The 18,167-nt window shown below is 68.4% G+C and carries 13 protein-coding genes; 11 read left to right on the plus strand and 2 right to left on the minus strand.

What is annotated here, in order from left to right:
* Positions 1 to 11: 11 nt before the first annotated feature.
* Both tssB and tssA read right to left on the minus strand, forming a co-directional pair.
* Positions 12 to 527, minus strand: a complete 516-nt coding sequence (gene tssB, locus HU751_RS16640; protein WP_050703367.1) for a type VI secretion system contractile sheath small subunit — start codon at positions 525 to 527, stop codon at positions 12 to 14.
* Positions 528 to 600: 73 nt separating this feature from the next.
* Entirely contained in the window at positions 601 to 1,641 is a 1,041-nt protein-coding gene (tssA, locus tag HU751_RS16645) for a type VI secretion system protein TssA (protein WP_186731802.1), read from the minus strand.
* Between the two features lie 397 nt (positions 1,642 to 2,038).
* Between tssA and tagH the strand changes: the two genes are divergently transcribed.
* The 11 genes from tagH to HU751_RS16700 are packed head-to-tail and all read left to right on the plus strand — an operon-like array spanning position 2,039 to position 18,167.
* Positions 2,039 to 3,403 (plus strand): type VI secretion system-associated FHA domain protein TagH, encoded by a 1,365-nt coding sequence (gene tagH, locus HU751_RS16650; RefSeq protein ID WP_186731801.1) that lies wholly within the window; start codon positions 2,039 to 2,041, stop codon positions 3,401 to 3,403.
* Positions 3,404 to 3,452: 49 nt separating this feature from the next.
* Complete coding sequence (gene tssJ / locus HU751_RS16655; RefSeq protein ID WP_186712079.1) at positions 3,453 to 3,953, plus strand: type VI secretion system lipoprotein TssJ; 501 nt, start codon at positions 3,453 to 3,455, stop codon at positions 3,951 to 3,953.
* A 15-nt stretch (positions 3,954 to 3,968) separates the two neighbouring features.
* Positions 3,969 to 5,303 carry a type VI secretion system baseplate subunit TssK gene (gene tssK / locus HU751_RS16660; RefSeq protein WP_186731800.1) on the plus strand — a complete coding sequence of 445 codons (1,335 nt, stop codon included), beginning with the start codon at positions 3,969 to 3,971 and terminating at the stop codon, positions 5,301 to 5,303.
* Positions 5,304 to 5,309: 6 nt separating this feature from the next.
* Positions 5,310 to 6,623 carry a DotU family type VI secretion system protein gene (locus HU751_RS16665; RefSeq protein ID WP_186731799.1) on the plus strand — a complete coding sequence of 438 codons (1,314 nt, stop codon included), beginning with the start codon at positions 5,310 to 5,312 and terminating at the stop codon, positions 6,621 to 6,623.
* Positions 6,620 to 10,126 carry a type VI secretion system membrane subunit TssM gene (gene tssM, locus HU751_RS16670; RefSeq protein WP_186731798.1) on the plus strand — a complete coding sequence of 1,169 codons (3,507 nt, stop codon included), beginning with the start codon at positions 6,620 to 6,622 and terminating at the stop codon, positions 10,124 to 10,126. The genes HU751_RS16665 and tssM overlap by 4 nt, the downstream gene beginning before the upstream one ends.
* Positions 10,123 to 10,779, plus strand: a complete 657-nt coding sequence (gene tagF / locus HU751_RS16675) for a type VI secretion system-associated protein TagF (protein WP_186731797.1) — start codon at positions 10,123 to 10,125, stop codon at positions 10,777 to 10,779. The genes tssM and tagF overlap by 4 nt, the downstream gene beginning before the upstream one ends.
* A complete protein-coding gene (locus HU751_RS16680; RefSeq protein WP_050703375.1) occupies positions 10,776 to 11,495 on the plus strand; it encodes a PP2C family protein-serine/threonine phosphatase in 720 nt (239 codons plus the stop codon). The genes tagF and HU751_RS16680 overlap by 4 nt, the downstream gene beginning before the upstream one ends.
* 7 nt (positions 11,496 to 11,502) lie before the next feature.
* A complete protein-coding gene (locus HU751_RS16685; protein WP_186731796.1) occupies positions 11,503 to 14,502 on the plus strand; it encodes a serine/threonine-protein kinase in 3,000 nt (999 codons plus the stop codon).
* Positions 14,502 to 15,206, plus strand: coding sequence for an ABC transporter ATP-binding protein (locus tag HU751_RS16690; RefSeq protein ID WP_186731795.1), 705 nt, complete (start codon positions 14,502 to 14,504; stop codon positions 15,204 to 15,206). The genes HU751_RS16685 and HU751_RS16690 overlap by 1 nt, the downstream gene beginning before the upstream one ends.
* Positions 15,206 to 16,408, plus strand: a complete 1,203-nt coding sequence (locus HU751_RS16695; protein ID WP_186731794.1) for an FtsX-like permease family protein — start codon at positions 15,206 to 15,208, stop codon at positions 16,406 to 16,408. The genes HU751_RS16690 and HU751_RS16695 overlap by 1 nt, the downstream gene beginning before the upstream one ends.
* A complete protein-coding gene (locus HU751_RS16700) occupies positions 16,401 to 18,167 on the plus strand; it encodes a formylglycine-generating enzyme family protein (RefSeq protein ID WP_186731793.1) in 1,767 nt (588 codons plus the stop codon). The genes HU751_RS16695 and HU751_RS16700 overlap by 8 nt, the downstream gene beginning before the upstream one ends.

The raw sequence follows: 18,167 nt of genomic DNA on the forward strand, positions 1-18,167 counted from the left end.
GGTCGGTCTCCTCAGGCCTTCGGCTCGTTGTCGGCAGGTTTCGGCGCGCTGGCCAGGGCCTGGAGCAGGGCCGGGTCCTTGATGGCCTTGAGGATGATGTCCTCGGCGCCGGTCTTGCCGTCCATGTAGGTCAGCAGGTTGGCCAGCTGGGTGCGGGCCTCGAGCAGCTGGTTCAGGGCATCGACCTTGCGCGCCACGGCGGCGGGGCTGAAGTCGTCCATGCTCTCGAAGGTGATGTCCAGGCTCAGGTTGCCTTCACCGGTCAGCTCGTTGGGCACGTTGAACGCCACGCGGGGCTTCATGGCCTTCAGGCGCGAGTCGAAGTTGTCGACGTCGATCTCCAGGAACTTGCGGTCGGCCACGGCCGGCAGCGGCTCGGCGGGCTTGCCGGCGAGGTCCGAGAGCACGCCCATGACGAAGGGCAGCTGGACCTTCTTCTCGGCGCCGTACAGCTCGACGTCATATTCGATCTGTACCCGCGGCGCACGGTTGCGCGCGATGAATTTCTGGGAGCTGTCTTTCGCCACGTTGTTCCTCCTGGTCGCCGGTACGGCGGCTCTGCTTGTTGCGGGCGTCGGTGTTTAGGCGGCCGGAGCGACGTCAGTCGTGTTCCGGGCCACGCAGGTTCTCGAATTGCGACATGCCATCGGGGATCAGGTCGCGGACGATGGTCGCGAAGTCGGCGTCGACCAGCTTCTTCGCCCGGCGCAGCAGCACCGGCAGCGGGCTGGAGGGCTCGTGGCGGGCGTAGTACTGGAGCAGGCGCTCGAGGCTCTGCAGCACGTCGTCGCGGCTGTTCACCTCGCCGGGACGCGCGGCGACACGTGGCGCGGCGACGGCGACGGCGGCGGGCTGCGGGTCGTCAGGGGCGCCGTGCGCCGTCACTTCGTCCATGCTCGCGCTGACGGGCGCCGAGCCTTCCGGGCTGTAGTCGGCCAGCACTTGCTGGACCTGGCGCAGCGGCTGGCGCAGGGTGGACAGGTCGACGCCGCTGGCCGAACCGACCTGGTCGTTGACCCGGCTCTCGATGGTGTCCAGGGCTTCGCGGGCCAGTTGCAGGGCCTGGTGGCATTGCGCGAGCTGCTCGGGGTCGGCGTCGCGCAGGGCGGCGGCCAGTTCCTCGGCGCTCAGCTGCTCGCTGGCGAAGTGCTGCACGCCCGCCGCATGCAGGGCGGCGCGCAGGGTAACCGGGCCAAAGGTGCGCGAACGCACCAGCACGGCGTCGCGCAGCAGGGCGATGTTTGTGTCGCAGGTGAGCCCGGCCAGGGCATTGACCCGCACGGTGGGGTCGTTGTCGTCGGCGGCGTCCAGCTGCGGGTGCAGGTGCAGCCAGTATTCGCCCAGCAGGTCACGGATCAGCTCGAGGCTCGCGGCCAGGCCCGGCAGTCCGTGCAGGGCCAGGTTGGCCTGGACCAGGAAGTGGGTGATGCGCAGGTCCTTGCTGCGTTGCAGCAGGCTGGTGCAGGACTGCTCGATGTCACGCCACTGCGGCGGCTCGGCCGCTTGCACGGCGTCGCCCATCACGCGCTCGGGGCGGCCCTGGGCGTCACGTTCCAGTTGCAGGAAATCGGCATCGTATTCGAGGTCGTCGCCGCACGGAAAGTCTGCGGAAACAGCGGCGAGCAGCTGCGGTGAGTTCACCAGAAATCGATCTCCATATCGGCCCTTGGTGAGGGCGTCGTTTGCGCCAAGTTGCAAATGTGAAATGGCGCACAAACTTGTCAAAGAATGCGAAGTTGATATCACTGTGATATCACTTTGGCACTCTTAAGTTGCGCATTTATGGTTTATTTCCAAATTGCTGTCAAGGTAAGCTACGCGCCGCGAAGGGTGACTGTGAACCAGTTGGCAGGTATTCGTGTCCATTGGTCAGGTGCCATCAAAGTGCCTTGCCGATAGGGTTTAATACGACCTTTCCGGGAAGCGAATTTCGGTGTGAGGCCCAGTATTTACAAGGGTTTATCCGGAAAGCGAGGTCGGGCTCGCGAATCCACTCAAATGGATGTGTGAGTGTTTCATATATATGCAAGGAGGCGTGATGGCACTTTGCCTGACCATTACCAGTTATCACAAGATCACCCCTGGGCAATGCCCGGAGAAGTTGCTGGAAAACGGTGCCATCAGCGTAGGTCGTGCGGCGGATAATGACTGGGTACTTCCCGATCCGGAACGCCTTGTTTCTTCGAAACATTGTGTGATCCAGTTCAAGGATGGCCGCTATTACTTGACCGATAACAGCACCAACGGCGTGGAACTGGTGCATGCCGGTATTCGCCTGCGTCGCGGTAACAGCGAACCGCTGATGGACGGTGAAGTTATTCGAATCGGCGATTACGAGATCCAGGCGCGCATCGATGCCGGCCTGTCGATTCCGGTCGCCGGGCAGCCGCAGGTACACAGTTTCGAAGCACTGATGGCTAACCAGGTGGCCGCTCCGAGCGCGCCCATCGTCGGCGCGCCGGCCGCGTTCCTGCAGGGGGCTTCGAGCCACGACACCCTGCCGGACCTGTTCGATTTTCTTGGACCCTCCAGCGTGCCGCCGGCCAGCCAGGCGGATCATGTCCCTGCCCAACAGCATGACTTCCGTCCACCCACGCCGGTGGCGCCGCCTCCCGCGCCGGTGCAGGCCGCCATGCCCGCCGCGCCGGGCATGATCCCCGACGACTGGAACCTGCTCGACGAAACGCCGGTCGTTGCTCCCCAGCCTGCGCCTGTCATCGCGCCACCCCTGCCAGAGCCGGTAGCGCCGGTCGTCACGCCTGCGCCGCCACCCACCGCCGTGTCGGCACCTGCGCCCGACCCGGCTGGTGCCGGCGATACCTTGCTGCAGGCCTTCCTGCGTGGCGCGGGCATCGAGCACCTGCGCATCGACGCGGCCGATGCCGCCGCGCAGATGGAGGCGGTCGGGCGCAGCTACCGCCTGATGGTCGAAGGCCTGATCGATGTGCTGCGCGCGCGCAGCAGCCTGAAGGGCGAGTTCCGCATGCAGCAGACCACCATCGCCCCGGTGCGCAATAACCCGCTGAAGTTCGCCCCCAATGCCGACGAAGCGCTGCTGTTGCTGCTGCGCGAGGGCAACCAGGCGTTCATGGCCCCGGACCAGGCGGTGCGCGACAGTTTCGACGACCTGCGCGCCCACCAGCTGGCGGTGATGGCGGGTGTCGAGGCGGCCATCAAGCACCTGCTCGAGCGCTTCGAGCCTGCCCGCCTGGAGCAGCGCCTGGCGCCCGCCGCCGGGTTGGCCAAGCTGTTTGGCGGTTCGCGCCAGGCCCACTGCTGGCAGCAGTTCACCGAGCTCTACAGCCAGATTTCCCGGGAAGCCGAAGACGACTTCCAGGACCTGTTCGGTCGCGAGTTCAGTCGCGCCTACGAGGCCCATAGCCAACGCATTCAACGCTCCTGAGGCCAACGCCCGGAGCACAGGAAGAACACAGGACGTCATGAGGACGAGGATGAGTGCAACGAGACTGATCGCAGCCCTGGCCATGGTGCTGCTCAGTGCCTGCAGCAAGGACAGCCCGGTCGAGCCCGCCGTTACCGACGCGGCGCCGGCGGCCACGGGCATCACCCTGTATTTCAGCGCCGCGGCCGGGCTCAACCCCGGCGCCGGCGGCACGCCCGCGCCGGTGCGGGTACGCATCTACGAGTTGAAGAACAGCGCCGCCTTCGCCCGCGCCGACTATTTCGCCCTGGCCGAGCGCGCCCAGGCCACCCTGGCCGCCGACCTGATCGACCAGGACGAAGTCCTGCTCCAGCCTGGCGAGCAGCTGCGCCTGGAGCGTCCGCTCGACCCGGCCACGCGCCAGGTCGGCCTGGTGGTCGGCTACCGCGAGGTCGACCAGGCCCAGTGGCGCAGCGTGCTGCCGGTGCCGCCCCGTGACTATCAGATCAGCCTCGATGTGCGCGCCGTGCGCAGCGCCGTGGCCACCCCACAACCTGAGCCTGCCCGCTAGGCAATCGGAGAACCCATGTCCTGGAACAATCGCGTGGTCTGGTCGGAAGGGATGTTCATCACCACCCAGCACTTCCAGCAGCACGACCGCTACCTGGAAAACTTCGTCGACGCCCGCAACCGGCCGCTCTGCGCCGCTGCCTGGGGTTTTTCCGAACTGCTGGTCGACCAGGGCCTGCTGGCCCAGGGCAAGCTGGCGATCCTCAGCGCCCGTGGCCTGCTGCCGGACGGCACGCCGTTCGACATCCCGCGTGACGACCTGCCGCCCGCGCCGTTGGAGATTCCCGACGACCTGCGCAACGGCGTGATCTACCTGGGCCTGCCGCTCAAGCGCGCCGGTGCCCGCGATACCGTCGACGACGGTGAAACGCCTGACGGCGCGCGCTATGTCAGCCGTATCAGCGAAGTCCGCGACGACAACGCCCCGTTCGAGAACCGCGCGCCATTGGCCCTGGGCAGCCGCGCCCTGCGCCTGCTGCGCGCCGAGGACGGCCTGAGCGACTATGCCGCGTTGGGCGTGGTGCGTATCCGGGAAAAGCGTGCCGACCGCGCCCTGGTGCTGGATGACGGTTACATCCCACCGCTGCTCGACGTGACCGCCAGCAACCTGCTGTCGGGTTTCCGTGGCGAGCTGCTTGGCCTGCTGCACCAGCGTGGCGAAGCCCTGGCCGGGCGCGTGGTGGCCTCGGCCAACGGCGGTGCCTCGGAGATCGCCGACTTCATGCTGCTGCAACTGGTCAACCGCGCCCAGCCGCTGGTCGAGCACCTCAACCAGCTGACGCCGCTGCACCCCGAGCGGCTGTACAGCGAGCTGGTGGCCCTGGCCGGCGAGTTCGCCACCTTCACCCGCGAAGGGCGCCGCCCCGAGGCATATCCGGTGTACCAGCACGACGACCTGGCGGCGACCTTTGCCCCGGTACTGGCCGCCCTGCGCGAGGCCCTGTCGATGCTGATCGACAGCAAGGCCGTGGCCATCCCGCTGGTCGAGAAGGCCTACGGCATTCATGTCGGCATGCTGGCCGACCGCAGCCTGCTCGACAGCGCCAGCTTCGTCCTGGTGGTGCGCGCCGACGTGCCCAGCGAGACCCTGCGCAGCCGCTTTGGCCAGCAGAGCAAGATCGGCGCGGTGGAGCACATCCGCGACCTGGTCAACCTGCAACTGCCGGGCATTGGCCTGCTGCCGCTGCCGGTGGCGCCGAGACAGATTCCGTTCCATGCCGGTTCCACCTACTTCGAGCTCGACCGAGGCAGCGAACACTGGAAGCAGCTGCAGCATTCCGGTGGTTTCGCCTTCTACGTCGCCGGCGAGTTCCCCGGCCTGAACCTGGCCTTCTGGGCCATTCGAGGATAAGCCGCGATGCAATCGGACGATCCGCTCGCCAATGACCGCACCCAGTTCATGCCGCGCCCTGGTGGCCGAGGCCCGCAGCCGGCCACGCCGGGACCTGCGCAGGCGGCGCCGCCGCCACTGAATGTGCCGGCCGAACCGCTGGCGCCGGGCCAGGCGTCGGGCCTGAACCCGCTGGAGCAGGCGGCCGGCCCGCTGCTGGCGTTGCTCACCCGCCTGCGCAACACCATCGCCCACCCGGCGCCGGCCAGCCTGCGTGCGCAACTGCTGGCCTACCTGCGCCAGTTCGAGGAGCGCGCCGAGGCCGCCGGGGTCGCGCGCAACGAGGTGCTGCTGGCGCGCTACGCACTGTGCACCGCGCTCGACGAGGCAGTGCTCAGCACGCCGTGGGGCAGCGCCAGCGACTGGGGCAAGCAGAGCCTGCTGATCACCGTGCACAACGAGGCCTGGGGCGGCGAGAAGGTGTTCCAGCTGATGGAGCACTGCCTGCAGAGTCCACGTGAGCGCCTGCACCTGCTGGAGCTGTTGTACCTGTGCACCAGCCTTGGCTTCGAAGGCCGCTACCGGGTGATGAACGGTGGCCGTGCCCAGCTCGAGGCCCTGCGCGAGCGCACCGCCGCGACCATCCGCAGTGCCCGTGGTGATATCGAGCGCGAGCTGTCGCCGCACTGGCGCGGCGTCACCGTGACCCGTGACCGCCTGGCGCAGTTCGTGCCGCCCTGGGTCGGCCTGGCCCTGGCCCTGGCGCTGCTGTTGCTGGTGCTGTTCGGCCTGCGCCTGAAACTGGCCGCCGACGCCGAGCCGGTGTTCCGTGGCATCCATGCCCTGGGCGAGATTCCGGTACAGGCCATGGATCGCCCGGTGGTGCAGCCCAAGCCGGTGGACCGTCCACGCCTGGCCGGTTTCCTGGCCGAAGACATCAAGGCCGGCCGGGTCGCCGTGGAGGATGCGGTGGACCGCTCGGTGGTGACCATCCGCGGCGACGAGCTGTTCGCTTCGGCCAGCGCCAGCATCAAGGGTGACTTCGAGCCGCTGATGCTGCGCATTGCCGAAGCCGTCGCCAAGGTCAAGGGCAACGTGAAGGTCACCGGCCACAGCGACAACCAGCGCATCGCCACGCTGCGCTTCCCGTCCAACTGGGCGTTGTCCCAGGCCCGTGCCGAGGAGGTGAAGAACCTGCTCGCCGCCCGCACCGGCCAGCCCGGGCGTTTCAGCGCCCAGGGCCTGAGCGACACCGAGCCGCTGGCGTCGAACGACAGCGCGCAGGGCCGGGCGAAGAATCGCCGGGTTGAAATCACCGTTCTGGCGGAGGGCGTCGAGTGAAGGCGTTTTTCAGTTTTGTCATTCGCTGGGTGGTCCCGGTGCTGGGCCTGCTCGCCCTCAGCCTGATCATCTGGTTCCTCGGTCCGCTGCTCGATGCGCTGGTGCCGGTCGCGCCACGTCTGGTGCTGATCGTCCTGCTGTTCGCGGTGTGGATCGCCTACCGCGTGTGGCGCATCGTCCAGGCCCGGCGCCAGGCGGCCAAGGTGATGCAGAGCCTGGCCGCCGAGACCGCGCCGGACCCTGCCGGTGTGGCCACCGCCGAAGAGCTGGCGACCCTGCGCCAGCGCATGGATGAGGCCCTGGTGCTGCTGAAGAAGGCGCGCCTGGGCGGTGACGAGCGACGCAACCTGTACGAGCTGCCGTGGTACGTGATCATCGGCCCGCCCGGTTCGGGCAAGACCACCGCGCTGGTCAACTCCGGCCTGCACTTCCCGTTGGCGGCGCAGCTGGGCGAGGGCGCCATTCGTGGCGTGGGCGGCACGCGCAACTGCGACTGGTGGTTCACCGACCAGGCCGTGCTGCTGGACACCGCCGGCCGCTACACCACCCAGGACAGCCATGCCCAGGTGGACAAGGCGGCCTGGCTGGGCTTCCTCGACCTGCTCAAGACCCAGCGTTCGCGCCGGCCCATCGACGGCGCCTTCATCGCCATCAGCCTGTCCGACCTGCTGCTGGGCAGCGACGCCGAGCGCGCCGCCCACGCGGCGGCGATCCGCACCCGCATCCAGGAGCTGTACAGCCAGCTGGGCGTGCGCTTCCCGATCTACCTGATGCTGACCAAGCTCGACCTGGTGCCGGGCTTCATGGAGTTCTTCGACAACCTGAGCAAGGAAGAGCGTGCCCAGGTGTGGGGCATGACCTTCCCCCTGGATGACGGCCAGCACGGCGATGGCCCGCTGGCCCAGTTCGGCAGCGAGTTCGCCTTGCTCGAGCAGCGTCTCAACGAGCGTCTGGTGGAGCGCCTGCAACAGGAACGCGACCCGGCGCGGCGCGATCTGGTCTACGGCTTCGTCCAGCAGTTCGCTGCCTTGCGCGGCAATCTCAAGACCTTCCTCGACGGCATCTTCAAGCCCAACGCCTTCGAAGCACGCGCGCTGCTGCGCGGCGTGTACTTCACCAGCGGCACCCAGGAAGGCAGCCCCATCGACCGCCTGATCGGCAGCATGGCCCAGAGCATGGGCCTGGACCGTGCCCATCTGGCGCGGCAGAACGGCACCGGGCGCAGCTACTTCATCGAGAAGCTGTTCAGTGCCGTGGCCTTCGCCGAGCGCGGCCTGGTCGGCAGCAACCCCAAGGTCGAGCAGCGGCGCAAGTGGATCGCCCGTGGCGCGCTGGCGCTGAGCGTGGCCCTGGTGCTGGTGGTCGGCACCTTGTGGACCCTGAGCTACCGCGCCAACCAGCAGTACATCGCCGAGGTCGACGGCCGTCTCAAGCCGCTGGGCAAGAGCGTCCAGGAACTGAGCCCGGCCCAGCGCAACGTGGTCGACGTGCTGCCGTTGCTCAACGGCGTGCGCCGCCTGGCCGAGGACCCGCCCGGCTGGGCCGAGGGCTTGGGGCTGTACCAGGGCGACATGCTCGAAGGGGAGTCGGACAGCGTCTACCGCAAGCTGCTGATCGCCATCTTCGCCCCGCGCCTGGTCACCCGCATCGAAGAGCAACTGTACGCCGGCGGCCCGTCCGACTACCTCTACGAGGGGCTCAAGGCCTACCTGATGCTGGCCGACGGCGAACACTACGACGCCGAGTTCATCAAGGCCTGGGTCACCCTAGACTGGGAGCGCAGTCTGCCCCGCGACCTGGCGCCGGACCTGCGCCAGGCCTTGGAGCAGCACCTGGCGGCGCTGTTCGACAAGCGCCCGCCCAATGCCCGTCTCGACCAGCGTCTGATCGACGACACCCGCCGCCAGCTGCAACAGCTGCCGGTGGCCCAGCGCGTCTACGACCGGGTCAAACGCCAGAAACTGCCGGCCGGGGTTGGCGACTTCCGGGTCAGCGACGCCGCCGGCCGCGACGCCGCGCTGGTGTTCCGCTTCAAGAACGGCAAGCCGCTGAGCGAGCCGCTGCCGGGCATCTTCACCGTCGAGGGCTACCGCAAGGCGTTCCTCGCCGCCAGCCTGGCCCACAGCGAGACCCTGGCCGAGGAACGTTGGGTGCTGGGTCGCGAGGCCAGCGAGTCGGGCGATGCCAAGCGCCTGGCCGACGATGTGCTGCAGCTGTATTACCAGGACTACATCCGCCATTGGGATGCGCTGCTGGCGGACCTGGACTTCGTGCCGATCACCAGCGTCGGCCAGGCCGCCGATGTGCTGCGGGTGCTGTCCGGGCCGACCTCGCCGATGAAGAAACTGCTGCAGGCGGTCGCCAAGGAGACCAACCTGGCGCAGCCGACCACCCTCGACAAGGTCCAGGCCAAGGCCGAGCAGGCCGGCGTCGATCAGCTGCGCCAGCGCCTCGGCGGCCTGCTTGGTGATGCGCCGCTGCCCAGCGACAACCCGGCTGCCCGTGAGGTGGACCCGGTGACTGCGCACTTCGCCGAGCTGGCCGCGCTGGTGGAAACCGGCGAAGGACAGCCTGCGGCCATCGACGGCCTGCTCACCGACCTCAACGCCCTGTACGTGCAGGTCAGCGCCATGGTCGGCGCCAGCGGTGACGCGCTGTTGGGCGAGGCCAAGAACCAGGCCCAGGCCGCCGCGCAGCGTGTCGCCCTGGGCGCCGCGCGCCAGCCCAAGGTGGTGCAGAACCTGGTGGGCTCGGTGCTCGGCTCGACCCATAACATCGTAATGGGCGGCGTGCGCAACCAGCTCAACGCCGCTTGGACCAGCGAGGTGGTGAACGTCTACCGCCAGTCCCTCAGCGGCCGCTACCCGCTGGTGGCCGGCAGCACGCGGGACGCCACCCTGGAGGACTTCGGCCTGTTCTTCGGCGTCGGCGGGGTGATGGACAACTACTTCCGCAAGTACCTGCAACCCTACGTCAATACCTCGAGCACGCCGTGGAGCTGGCAGCCGGGCGCGGCGCAGAAGCTGGGGATCAACAGCAACGTGCTGTACACCTTCCAGCGCGCGGCGAGCATCCGTGATGCGTTCTTCCGCAACAGTAACGGCGTGCAGCCGGGCGTGCGCTTCGAGCTCAAGCCGGTTGCGATGGACGCGACCATCACCCAGTTCCTGCTTGACCTCGATGGCCAGCAGGTCAGCTACGACCACGGCCCGAGCCGGCCGGTGGCGTTGCAGTGGCCGAATCCCAACAGCATCGGCGTGGTGCGCCTGTCGATCTCGCCGCCCTCGGCCACCGGCCGTTCCGGCCTGACCGTGGAAGGCCCCTGGGCCTGGTTCCGCCTGCTCGACCAGTCCGACCTGGTGGCCGGCAGCTCGCCGGAGCGCTTCAACCTGCGCCTGCGCGTCGATGGCGCCAGCGTGTCCTACGAGCTGCGCGCCAGCAGCGCCTTCAACCCGTTCCGCAGCCGAGTGCTCAGCGGTTTCAGCCTGCCGGAGCACCTGTGAACGACGTGGGTTTCTACGGAAAACTGGCCAGCCGCGGCGACTTCGTCAGTCGCGGCCTTCCAAACAGCTTCATACAGCCCTGGGACCAGTGGCTGGCGGCGGGGATGCAGGCCAGCCAACAGGCACTGGGCGAGCGTTGGCTCGAGGCCTACCTGGTCAGCCCCTTGTGGCGATTCGCCCTGGCGCCGGGGTTGTGCGGAGCCGAGGCAGTCATCGGCGTGCTGATGCCGAGCATCGACCGGGTCGGGCGGTATTTTCCGCTGACCGTGGCCCAGGTGCTGGAGCCGGGGCAGCCGTTGGCGCCTGTGGTGGCGGGGGCCGAGGAGTGGTTCGAAGCAGTCGAGGAGGTATTGCTGGCGACGCTTGAACCGGGTGCTGCCTTTGAGGAGTTCGAGGCTGCTTTGCAGCCTTTTCGCGGCGCGACGCTGCTCCTGCAGGGACCGCGTGTGACGGTGGGTGGGTTGCAGCGGTTGGACGCGACCACGCCGCAGGGACGGGCACTGGCCTTGGCCGAATGCGCCTGCGAAGGCATGAGCCTGTGGTGGGGCAGGGGTTCCGAACGTATCGCCCCGGGGTTGATGCGCTGCGCGGGCCTGCCGCGCAGCGAGGATTTCGCCGGGTTTCTCTTGGGTAGCGAGGCGCGCAGCGAATGACCGACATGCAGTACACAGCGGCCAGCTACAGCCATGTCGGCATGGTGCGCAAGATCAATGAGGACGCCTGCCTGGAGTTGACCTGGGCAGGCCTGTGGGCAGTGGCCGACGGCATGGGCGGGCATGCGGCAGGCGACTATGTCAGCAGCCTGGCCATGGACAGCCTGCGCAGCCTGCCGATGCTCGACTCGCTCGACGACTTCAGCGGCGAGGTGCGCGACGGTCTGGCCTGGGTCAATGGCATCGTGCGCGAGGAAACCGTGCGCCGTGGCGTGGCGATGATGGGCAGCACCGTGGTGGTGCTGGCGGCGCGTGGCGACCAGGCCATCGGCCTGTGGGCCGGCGACAGTCGCCTGTACCGCCTGCGCGATGGTCGCATCGAGCGCCTCAGCCACGACCACAGCTACGTCCAGGAGCTGCAGGACAGCGGCCTGCTCAACGAGGCCGAGGCGCGGGTGCATCCGCGCGGCAACATCGTCACCCGCGCCATCGGCGTCGAGGATGACCTCGACCTGCAGGCCGTGGCCCTGCAGGTGCGGCCCGGCGACACCTACCTGCTGTGCAGCGATGGCCTGAACAAGACCGCCGAGGACCACGAGATCGCCGAAGTGCTCGGCCACGCCGACCCCTACGAGGTGGTCCGCAGCCTGGTGCACCTGGGGCTGACCCGGGGCGCGCCGGACAACATCACCGCAGTGGTCGTCAAGGTGAACTGAAGACATCATGGACATGCAGATCCCCGGATTCGATATCGATCGCGAGCTTGGCCAAGGCGCCATGGCCAGCGTGTACCTCGCCACCCAGCGTTCCCTGGAACGCAAGGTGGCGCTGAAGATCATGGCGGCGAGCCTGGCCGCCGACCCGACCTTCTGCGAGCGCTTCCTGCGCGAAGGGCGCACCCTGGCGCGGCTGGCGCACCCGAACATCGCCACCATCCACGACATCGGCAATGTCGGCGAGCTGTACTACATGGCCATGGAGTACCTGCCCAGCGGCACGCTCAAGGAGCGCATCGCCGATGGACTGACGCCCGAGCAGGGCCTCGCCTACGTGCGCCAGATCGCCCAGGCGCTGGGTTATGCCCATGCCCAGGGCCTGGTGCACCGCGACGTCAAGCCGGCCAACATCCTGTTCCGCGCCGATGGCACCGCGGTGCTGTCGGACTTCGGCATCGCCAAGTCGCTGGATGACCGCACCCAGTTCACCCAGGCCGGCTTCGCCGTCGGCACGCCGAGCTACATGAGCCCGGAACAGGCGCGCGGCATGGAGATCGATGGCCGCGCCGACCTGTATGCGCTGGGCGTGGTGCTTTACGAGATCCTGGTCGGCAAGCTGCCGTACAGCGGTACCGACGCGCTGTCCACGGCGCTGGCGCACCTGACCGAGCCGCTGCCGGAACTGCCCATCGAGCATGGCCGCTACCAGGACATCCTGCGGGGCCTGCTGGCCAAGGATCCCAACGAGCGCTTCGCCGACGCGGCGGCGTTGCTGGCCGCGCTGGACCGCCTGACCGTCCAGGCGCCGGTCGAGGAAAACGACAGTACATTGGTGCGCCCGTTGCCGATCCCGCCGCCGGCCACCACCCCGCAGCCGGTGTCCATCGACATTCCGCAAGCCCTTCCTGTGGCCGAGCCCGCCCGGCGGCCCGAACCCAAGCCCGCTCCCGCCGTGAAGTCCGGATCGAACAAACCGGCCAAGGCCGTGCTGGCGGTGGCGATCGCGGCGGCGCTGGGATTGGGTGGCGCGTTCTTCTGGCTGCTCGGCGGCAGTGACGCGCCCGCGCCAGAAACACCGGTGGCGCAGACGCCCGCCGACAGCGTGGCCCCCGCCGAACCCAAGATCACACCCGTTGTCGCCTCGGACGATGGCCGCCCACTGCTGATGCCCGGCAAGAAGACCCTGTTCCAGCGTGTGCTGACCAAGCCCGAGGCCCAGCTGGTGGCCCAGCCCGGCGATGCCTCGGGCGAGAAACTGCCAGCCTTCTCCGTGCTCTACGTCTACCAGCGCAAGGACGTCGGCGGCCAGGCTTGGGTCCAGGTCGGCGCCGCCAGCGACGGCCAGCGCGATGGCTGGTTGCCGGCCGCGCAGACCAGCGACTGGAAACAGAGCCTGGTGCTCAAGTTCACCGAGCGCTCGGGCCGCTCGCCGGTGATGTTCATGCGCCAGGTGGACGACGTGCAGCACCTGCTCGACGATACCACCCAGGCCCGCGACAGCCTGCTCAAGGCGCAGAACCACCCCGACCAGGTACCGCAGGTGATGGCCCTGGAGCCGGCGGCCAGCGCCGTGCCGCAGAACCAGTTCTACCTGATGCCGATCTTCGACTACCGCGAAAGCTTCGATGCCGGCGGCCAGCCGGTGCAGCTGCTCAACATCGCCTCGATCGACCCCGGCGCCAGTGCCCGTGACAGCGCGCCCAAGGCGGCCGGCGTGGCGGCGGTCGGCGACAACAGCTTCCGCACCGGCATCGTCCTGGTGGTGGACACCTCGGTGTCCATGCAGCCCTATATCGACCGGGTGCGCCAGGTGGTCAGCGAGCTGCAGCAGCAACTGGCGGCCCGGGGCGAGCTGGACAGCGTCAGCTTCGGCCTGGTGGGTTTCCGCAACAACGTCAAGCGCACCCCGGGTCTCGAGTACTTGAGCAAAACCCTGGTCAGCCTGGAGGAGGGCCGCGATCCTGCGCGCTTCCTCAAGGCCGCCTCGCAGGTCAGGGCCACCAGCGTTTCCAGCCATTCGTTCAACGAAGACGCCTTCGCCGGGGTGATGCAGGCCGTCGAGGGCATGGACTGGTCCGGCTATGGCGGGCGCCTCATCCTGCTGGTCAGCGATGCCGGCGCACTGCGCAAGAACGACCCGTTCAGCAGCACCCAGATGAACGAGGCCGAAGTGCGCCAGGCCGCGCTGAGCAAGCAGATCAAGATCTACGCCCTGCACCTGCGCACCCCCGCCGGGGTGAAGAACCACGGCGCGGCCGAAAGCCAGTACCGCGTGCTCACCGCCGACAGCAACCCGCAGATCGGCGACCTTTACGTCGGCGTGCCGGGGGGCGAGGTCGGCGCGTTCGGCGAGCGCGTGCGCGAGATCGGCTCGACCTTCGCCGAGCTGGTGCACCAGGTACGCAACCAGCAACCACAGCCGGTGCCGCTGCTGACCTCGGCCTCGGGGCTGGCGGCCAAGTCCCAGGCCATCGGCTATGCCATGCACATGGACTTCCTCGGCCGCCATGGCGCGAGCCAGGCGCCGCAGCTGGTCAGTGCCTGGACCGCCGACCGCGACCTGACCAACCCGACGCTGCCCACCCTGCAGGTGTGCGTGATGCTCACCAAGCTGCAGCTCAACGACCTGCAGCAGTCGCTCAAGCTGATCGTCGATGCCGCGCGCAAGACCCGCAGCTCGCCGGGCGACTTCTTCAACGAGATCGCCAGCGCCAGCGCCTACATGAGCCGCGACCCTGGCGCCCTGCGCAAGGGCGCCAACCTGGCCCAGGGCGGGGTGCTCGGCGAGTACCTCGATGGCCTGCCGTACCGCAGCAAGTCCTTGAGCATGACCCAGGACCTGTGGCTGTCGCTGTCGGTGGCCGAGCAGGAGGACTTCATCGACGAGCTGGACTCGAAGATCCGCCTGTACGAGACCTTCCACAACGACATGGCCAACTGGGTGCGCTTCGGCAACGCCGAGCCGGGTGACGCCCTGTACCGTGTCCCGCTGTCGACGCTGCCGTGATGATTCGCCTGGACGGGGTGCGCAAGACGCGCGGGCAGGGTGCCCAGCGCTACAGCCTGCAGGTCGACCGGCTGCACCTGGCCGTGGGCGAACGGGTGGCGCTGGTCGGCCCCAGCGGCTGCGGCAAGAGCACCTTGCTCGACCTGCTGGCGCTGGTGCTGGCGCCGGATGTGGCAGAGGGCTTCGTCCTCGGCGGCGAGGATGTCGCCGGGCTGTGGCGCGGGCGACAGCTCGACCGCCTGGCCAGCTGGCGTAGTCGGCACCTCGGCTACGTGCTGCAGGCGGGTGGGCTGCTGGGCTTTCTCGATGTGCGCGGCAATATCCGTCTGCCACGCCAGTTGCTGGGGCTCGGCGATGACGGTAGCGTCGAGCGCCTGGCCGAAGCGCTGGATGTGCAAGACCAGCTAGGCAAGAAACCTGCCGCCCTGTCCCTCGGCCAGCGTCAGCGGGTCAGCTGCGCCCGCGCCCTGGCCCATGCCCCGACATTGCTGCTGGCCGATGAGCCGACCGCCGCGCTGGACCCGGTCAACGCCGAGCGGGTGATGCAGCTGTTGCTGCGCGAGGCCGAGGCGCGCCAGGTGACCTGCGTGGTCGCCACCCACGACGAAGGCCTGGCCCGCCAAGCCGGGTTGACGGTGCTGCGCATGGCCTGTCGGCGTGAGGTCGACGGCGGCGTCACGGCAACGCTGGAGCGGGCCGCCTGATGCGCCCGCTGCTGATCGCCGGGCTGGCCTGGCAGGACTACCGCAACGATGCGCGGCTGTCGGCGTGCGGCGTGCTGGCGCTGGTGGCGGTGATCGCGCCGCTGCTGGTGCTGTTCGGCCTGAAGTTCGGCCTGGTCGGCAGCCTGACCGAGCGCCTGCAGCGTGACCCGGGCGTGCGCGAGATCATTCCCCTGGGCGGTGGACGCTTTCGCGCTGAGTTCATCGAGGAACTGGCACAACGTCCGGGGGTGGCCTTCGCCATCCCCCGGACCCGGCAGATTGCCGCCACCGCAGAACTGCTGTTGCCCGTCCACGGGCGTGGCCTGACGGTTGAAATGCTGCCGACCGCCAAGGGTGATCCCTTGCTGGCGCAGGTCGCTCCTCCGACGGGGCTGCAACAGGTGGTGCTGAGCTTTACCGCCGCGGAAAAGCTTGGCGCCAGGGCCGGAGACGAGCTGCAGGCCAGCTTCAGCCGCCGACAGGCCGGGCAGATGCAATGGCGGCAGACGCGCCTGCAGGTCATCAGCGTGTTGCCCCTGGCGGCGTTCGAGCGCGATGGCCTGTTCGCGTCGTTGCAGTTGCTCGAAGCCGTCGAGGATTACCGCGATGGCCGCGCAGTGCCGACACTGGGTTGGCAGGGCGAGGATCAGGGAAGCGCCCAGCAGCGGGTGTACCCGGCATTTCGCCTGTATGCCCGCGAACTGACCGATGTCGAGCCTCTGCGCCAGTTCTTCGCCGAACGCAAGCTGCTGGTCTCGACCCAGGCCGCACAGATCGCCCAGGTGCAGTCGCTCAGCCGCAACCTCGACCTGGTGTTCTGGATCATCGCCAGCCTGGCCGTGGCCGGCGCCGTGGCGGCCATCGCCGCGGGCGCGGTGGCGGCGGTGGAGCGCAAGCAGCGCGAGCTGGCGGTGCTGCGTTTGCTGGGCTTCGGCACCGCTGCGCTGCTGTTGTTCGTGGTGCTCCAGGCGCTCTACAGCGGCATTTTGGCCGCCGCCGTGGCGGGGTTGTTGTACCTGTTGGCCGAACATGGCCTGAACCGACTTTTCATGCAGGTGCCCGGCGAGTTCGCCAGCCACCTGCTGCCCATGCACTACCTCGTTGCGCTGTGTGCCGTGCTGCTGGCCAGCACCGCCGCCGCCGCCCTGGGCGGCTGGCGGGTGGCGCGCATCGAAGCCTGCCAAGGAATACGTGATGTCTGATCGCCGTCTCGGGGCTGCCGCCCTGATCCTCACCGCGCTGAGCCTGGGGGCCTGTTCCCCGGCCGATGGCGACGACAAGGCCAAGCCGGCCGTGCAGTCCCAGGCCGGGGCCGACAGCAAGTTCGACAACCCCAAACCGTTGCCAGGCGATGTCAGCCTGCCGCTGCCCTGTGGCGGCGAGCTGGTGCTACGCAGTATCTACGTGCTGGCCCAAGGCAGCCTCGACGACCGCGAGGTCAACCTTGGCTACCCGTTCAGCGAAGGCGAGGCCGGCTACAAGCAGTCGTTCATTTCCGGCTATCGGCGCGACTTCATCAATGGCCAGTTCAGCCTGCAGGACCTGGCGCCGCAGTGGCAGAAGGCGGTCGGCCCGAGCCTGCCGAAGGTCGAGAAAGGCAGCCCGCTCACGCCGATGATGTACTTCATCGGCAAGTACGAAGTGACCGCCCGCCAGTACGCCCAGGTGATGGCCCAGGCGCCGTCGCTGGCCGGCGGCGACGCGGCGCCGGCCTGTGAGGCGAACAGCGACGCGGCGGGGCGCCTGCCCAAGGTCAAGCTGTCGCGCTTCGAGGCCGAACGCTTCGCCGCCGTCTACAGCGCCTGGCTGATGAAGCACCATCGCGACCTGCTGCCGGTCAGTGGCCGTGGCAGCAAGGCCGAGGACGGTGGCACCGGTTTCGTGCGCCTGCCCACCGAAGTCGAGTGGGAATTCGCCGCCCGTGGCGGTTCGGCGGTCAGCCGCCAGGAACTGGAAGGACGGCTGTTCCCGCGCAAGGTCGAAGGCGCCGACAGTGAGGGACCGCTGGCCGACTTCGCGGTGTTCAACCAGGTTGCCGGCGGCACCGGGCAGGCGGCGCGGCTGATGCCGATCGGCACCAAACAGCCCAACCCGCTGGGCTTGTTCGACGTGATCGGCAACGCCGCCGAGATGGTCCAGGAGTCGTTCCAGCTGGTCAACGCCGGGCGCCTGCAGGGCGCCTACGGTGGTTTCGTGGTCAAGGGTGGCAACTACCTCGAGGGTGAGGGCACCCTGTTTACCGGCATGCGCCGCGAGTATCCGCTGTTCGGCGCCGACGGCACCGAGCAGCGCAACGAGACCACTGGCTTTCGCGTAGCCATCGGCGCCCTGTCGGCGCCGCGCTCGCGCTACCAGGAGCTGTTCGAGCAGTGGCAGAAGGAAGGCCGACTGGCCGGTCTGACCGACGACATCGACGCCGCCCAGGACCCGACCAAGCGCCTGGACAGCATCATCGCCGCCGCCACCGACCCGCGCCAGCAGGCCGAGCTCGGCCTGGTCAACGAAGAGCTCAAGCGCAACGTCTCGCTGATCGCCCGTCAGCGTGAAGAGGCCGCCGGCAACCTGATCCAGTCCGCCGCCCTGGTGGCCGAGACCGTCAACAACTACAACATCCGCCTGACCAACCTGCAGTCCACCCAGGCCAAGGCCGAGGCCTCGGGCGACCAGACCAGCGCGCGTATGTATGGCGCTGCCATCGCCAATGGCCGCGCCGCCCTCGACGGCGCCGTGGCGATCTACATCGACAACCTGTCCAGCGGCACGCGCTACACCGACGCGGTGATCCAGGCGCAGTTCCAGCGGGTCAAGGAAGAACTCAATCGCAAGCCGGTCCTGGGCAACAGCCTGGTGACCCGCGCCACCCTGTTCGTCCGCCACGTCGGGGAGTACCGCCAGAATCGGCGGGCCGATCCGGCGACGATCCTCAAGGAGCTGCTGGCATCGGCCGCCCCGCGACCCTAA

Origin of the sequence: Pseudomonas peradeniyensis (assembly GCF_014268935.2) — a bacterium.
In the GTDB taxonomy this organism is placed as follows: Bacteria; Pseudomonadota; Gammaproteobacteria; order Pseudomonadales; family Pseudomonadaceae; genus Aquipseudomonas; species Aquipseudomonas peradeniyensis.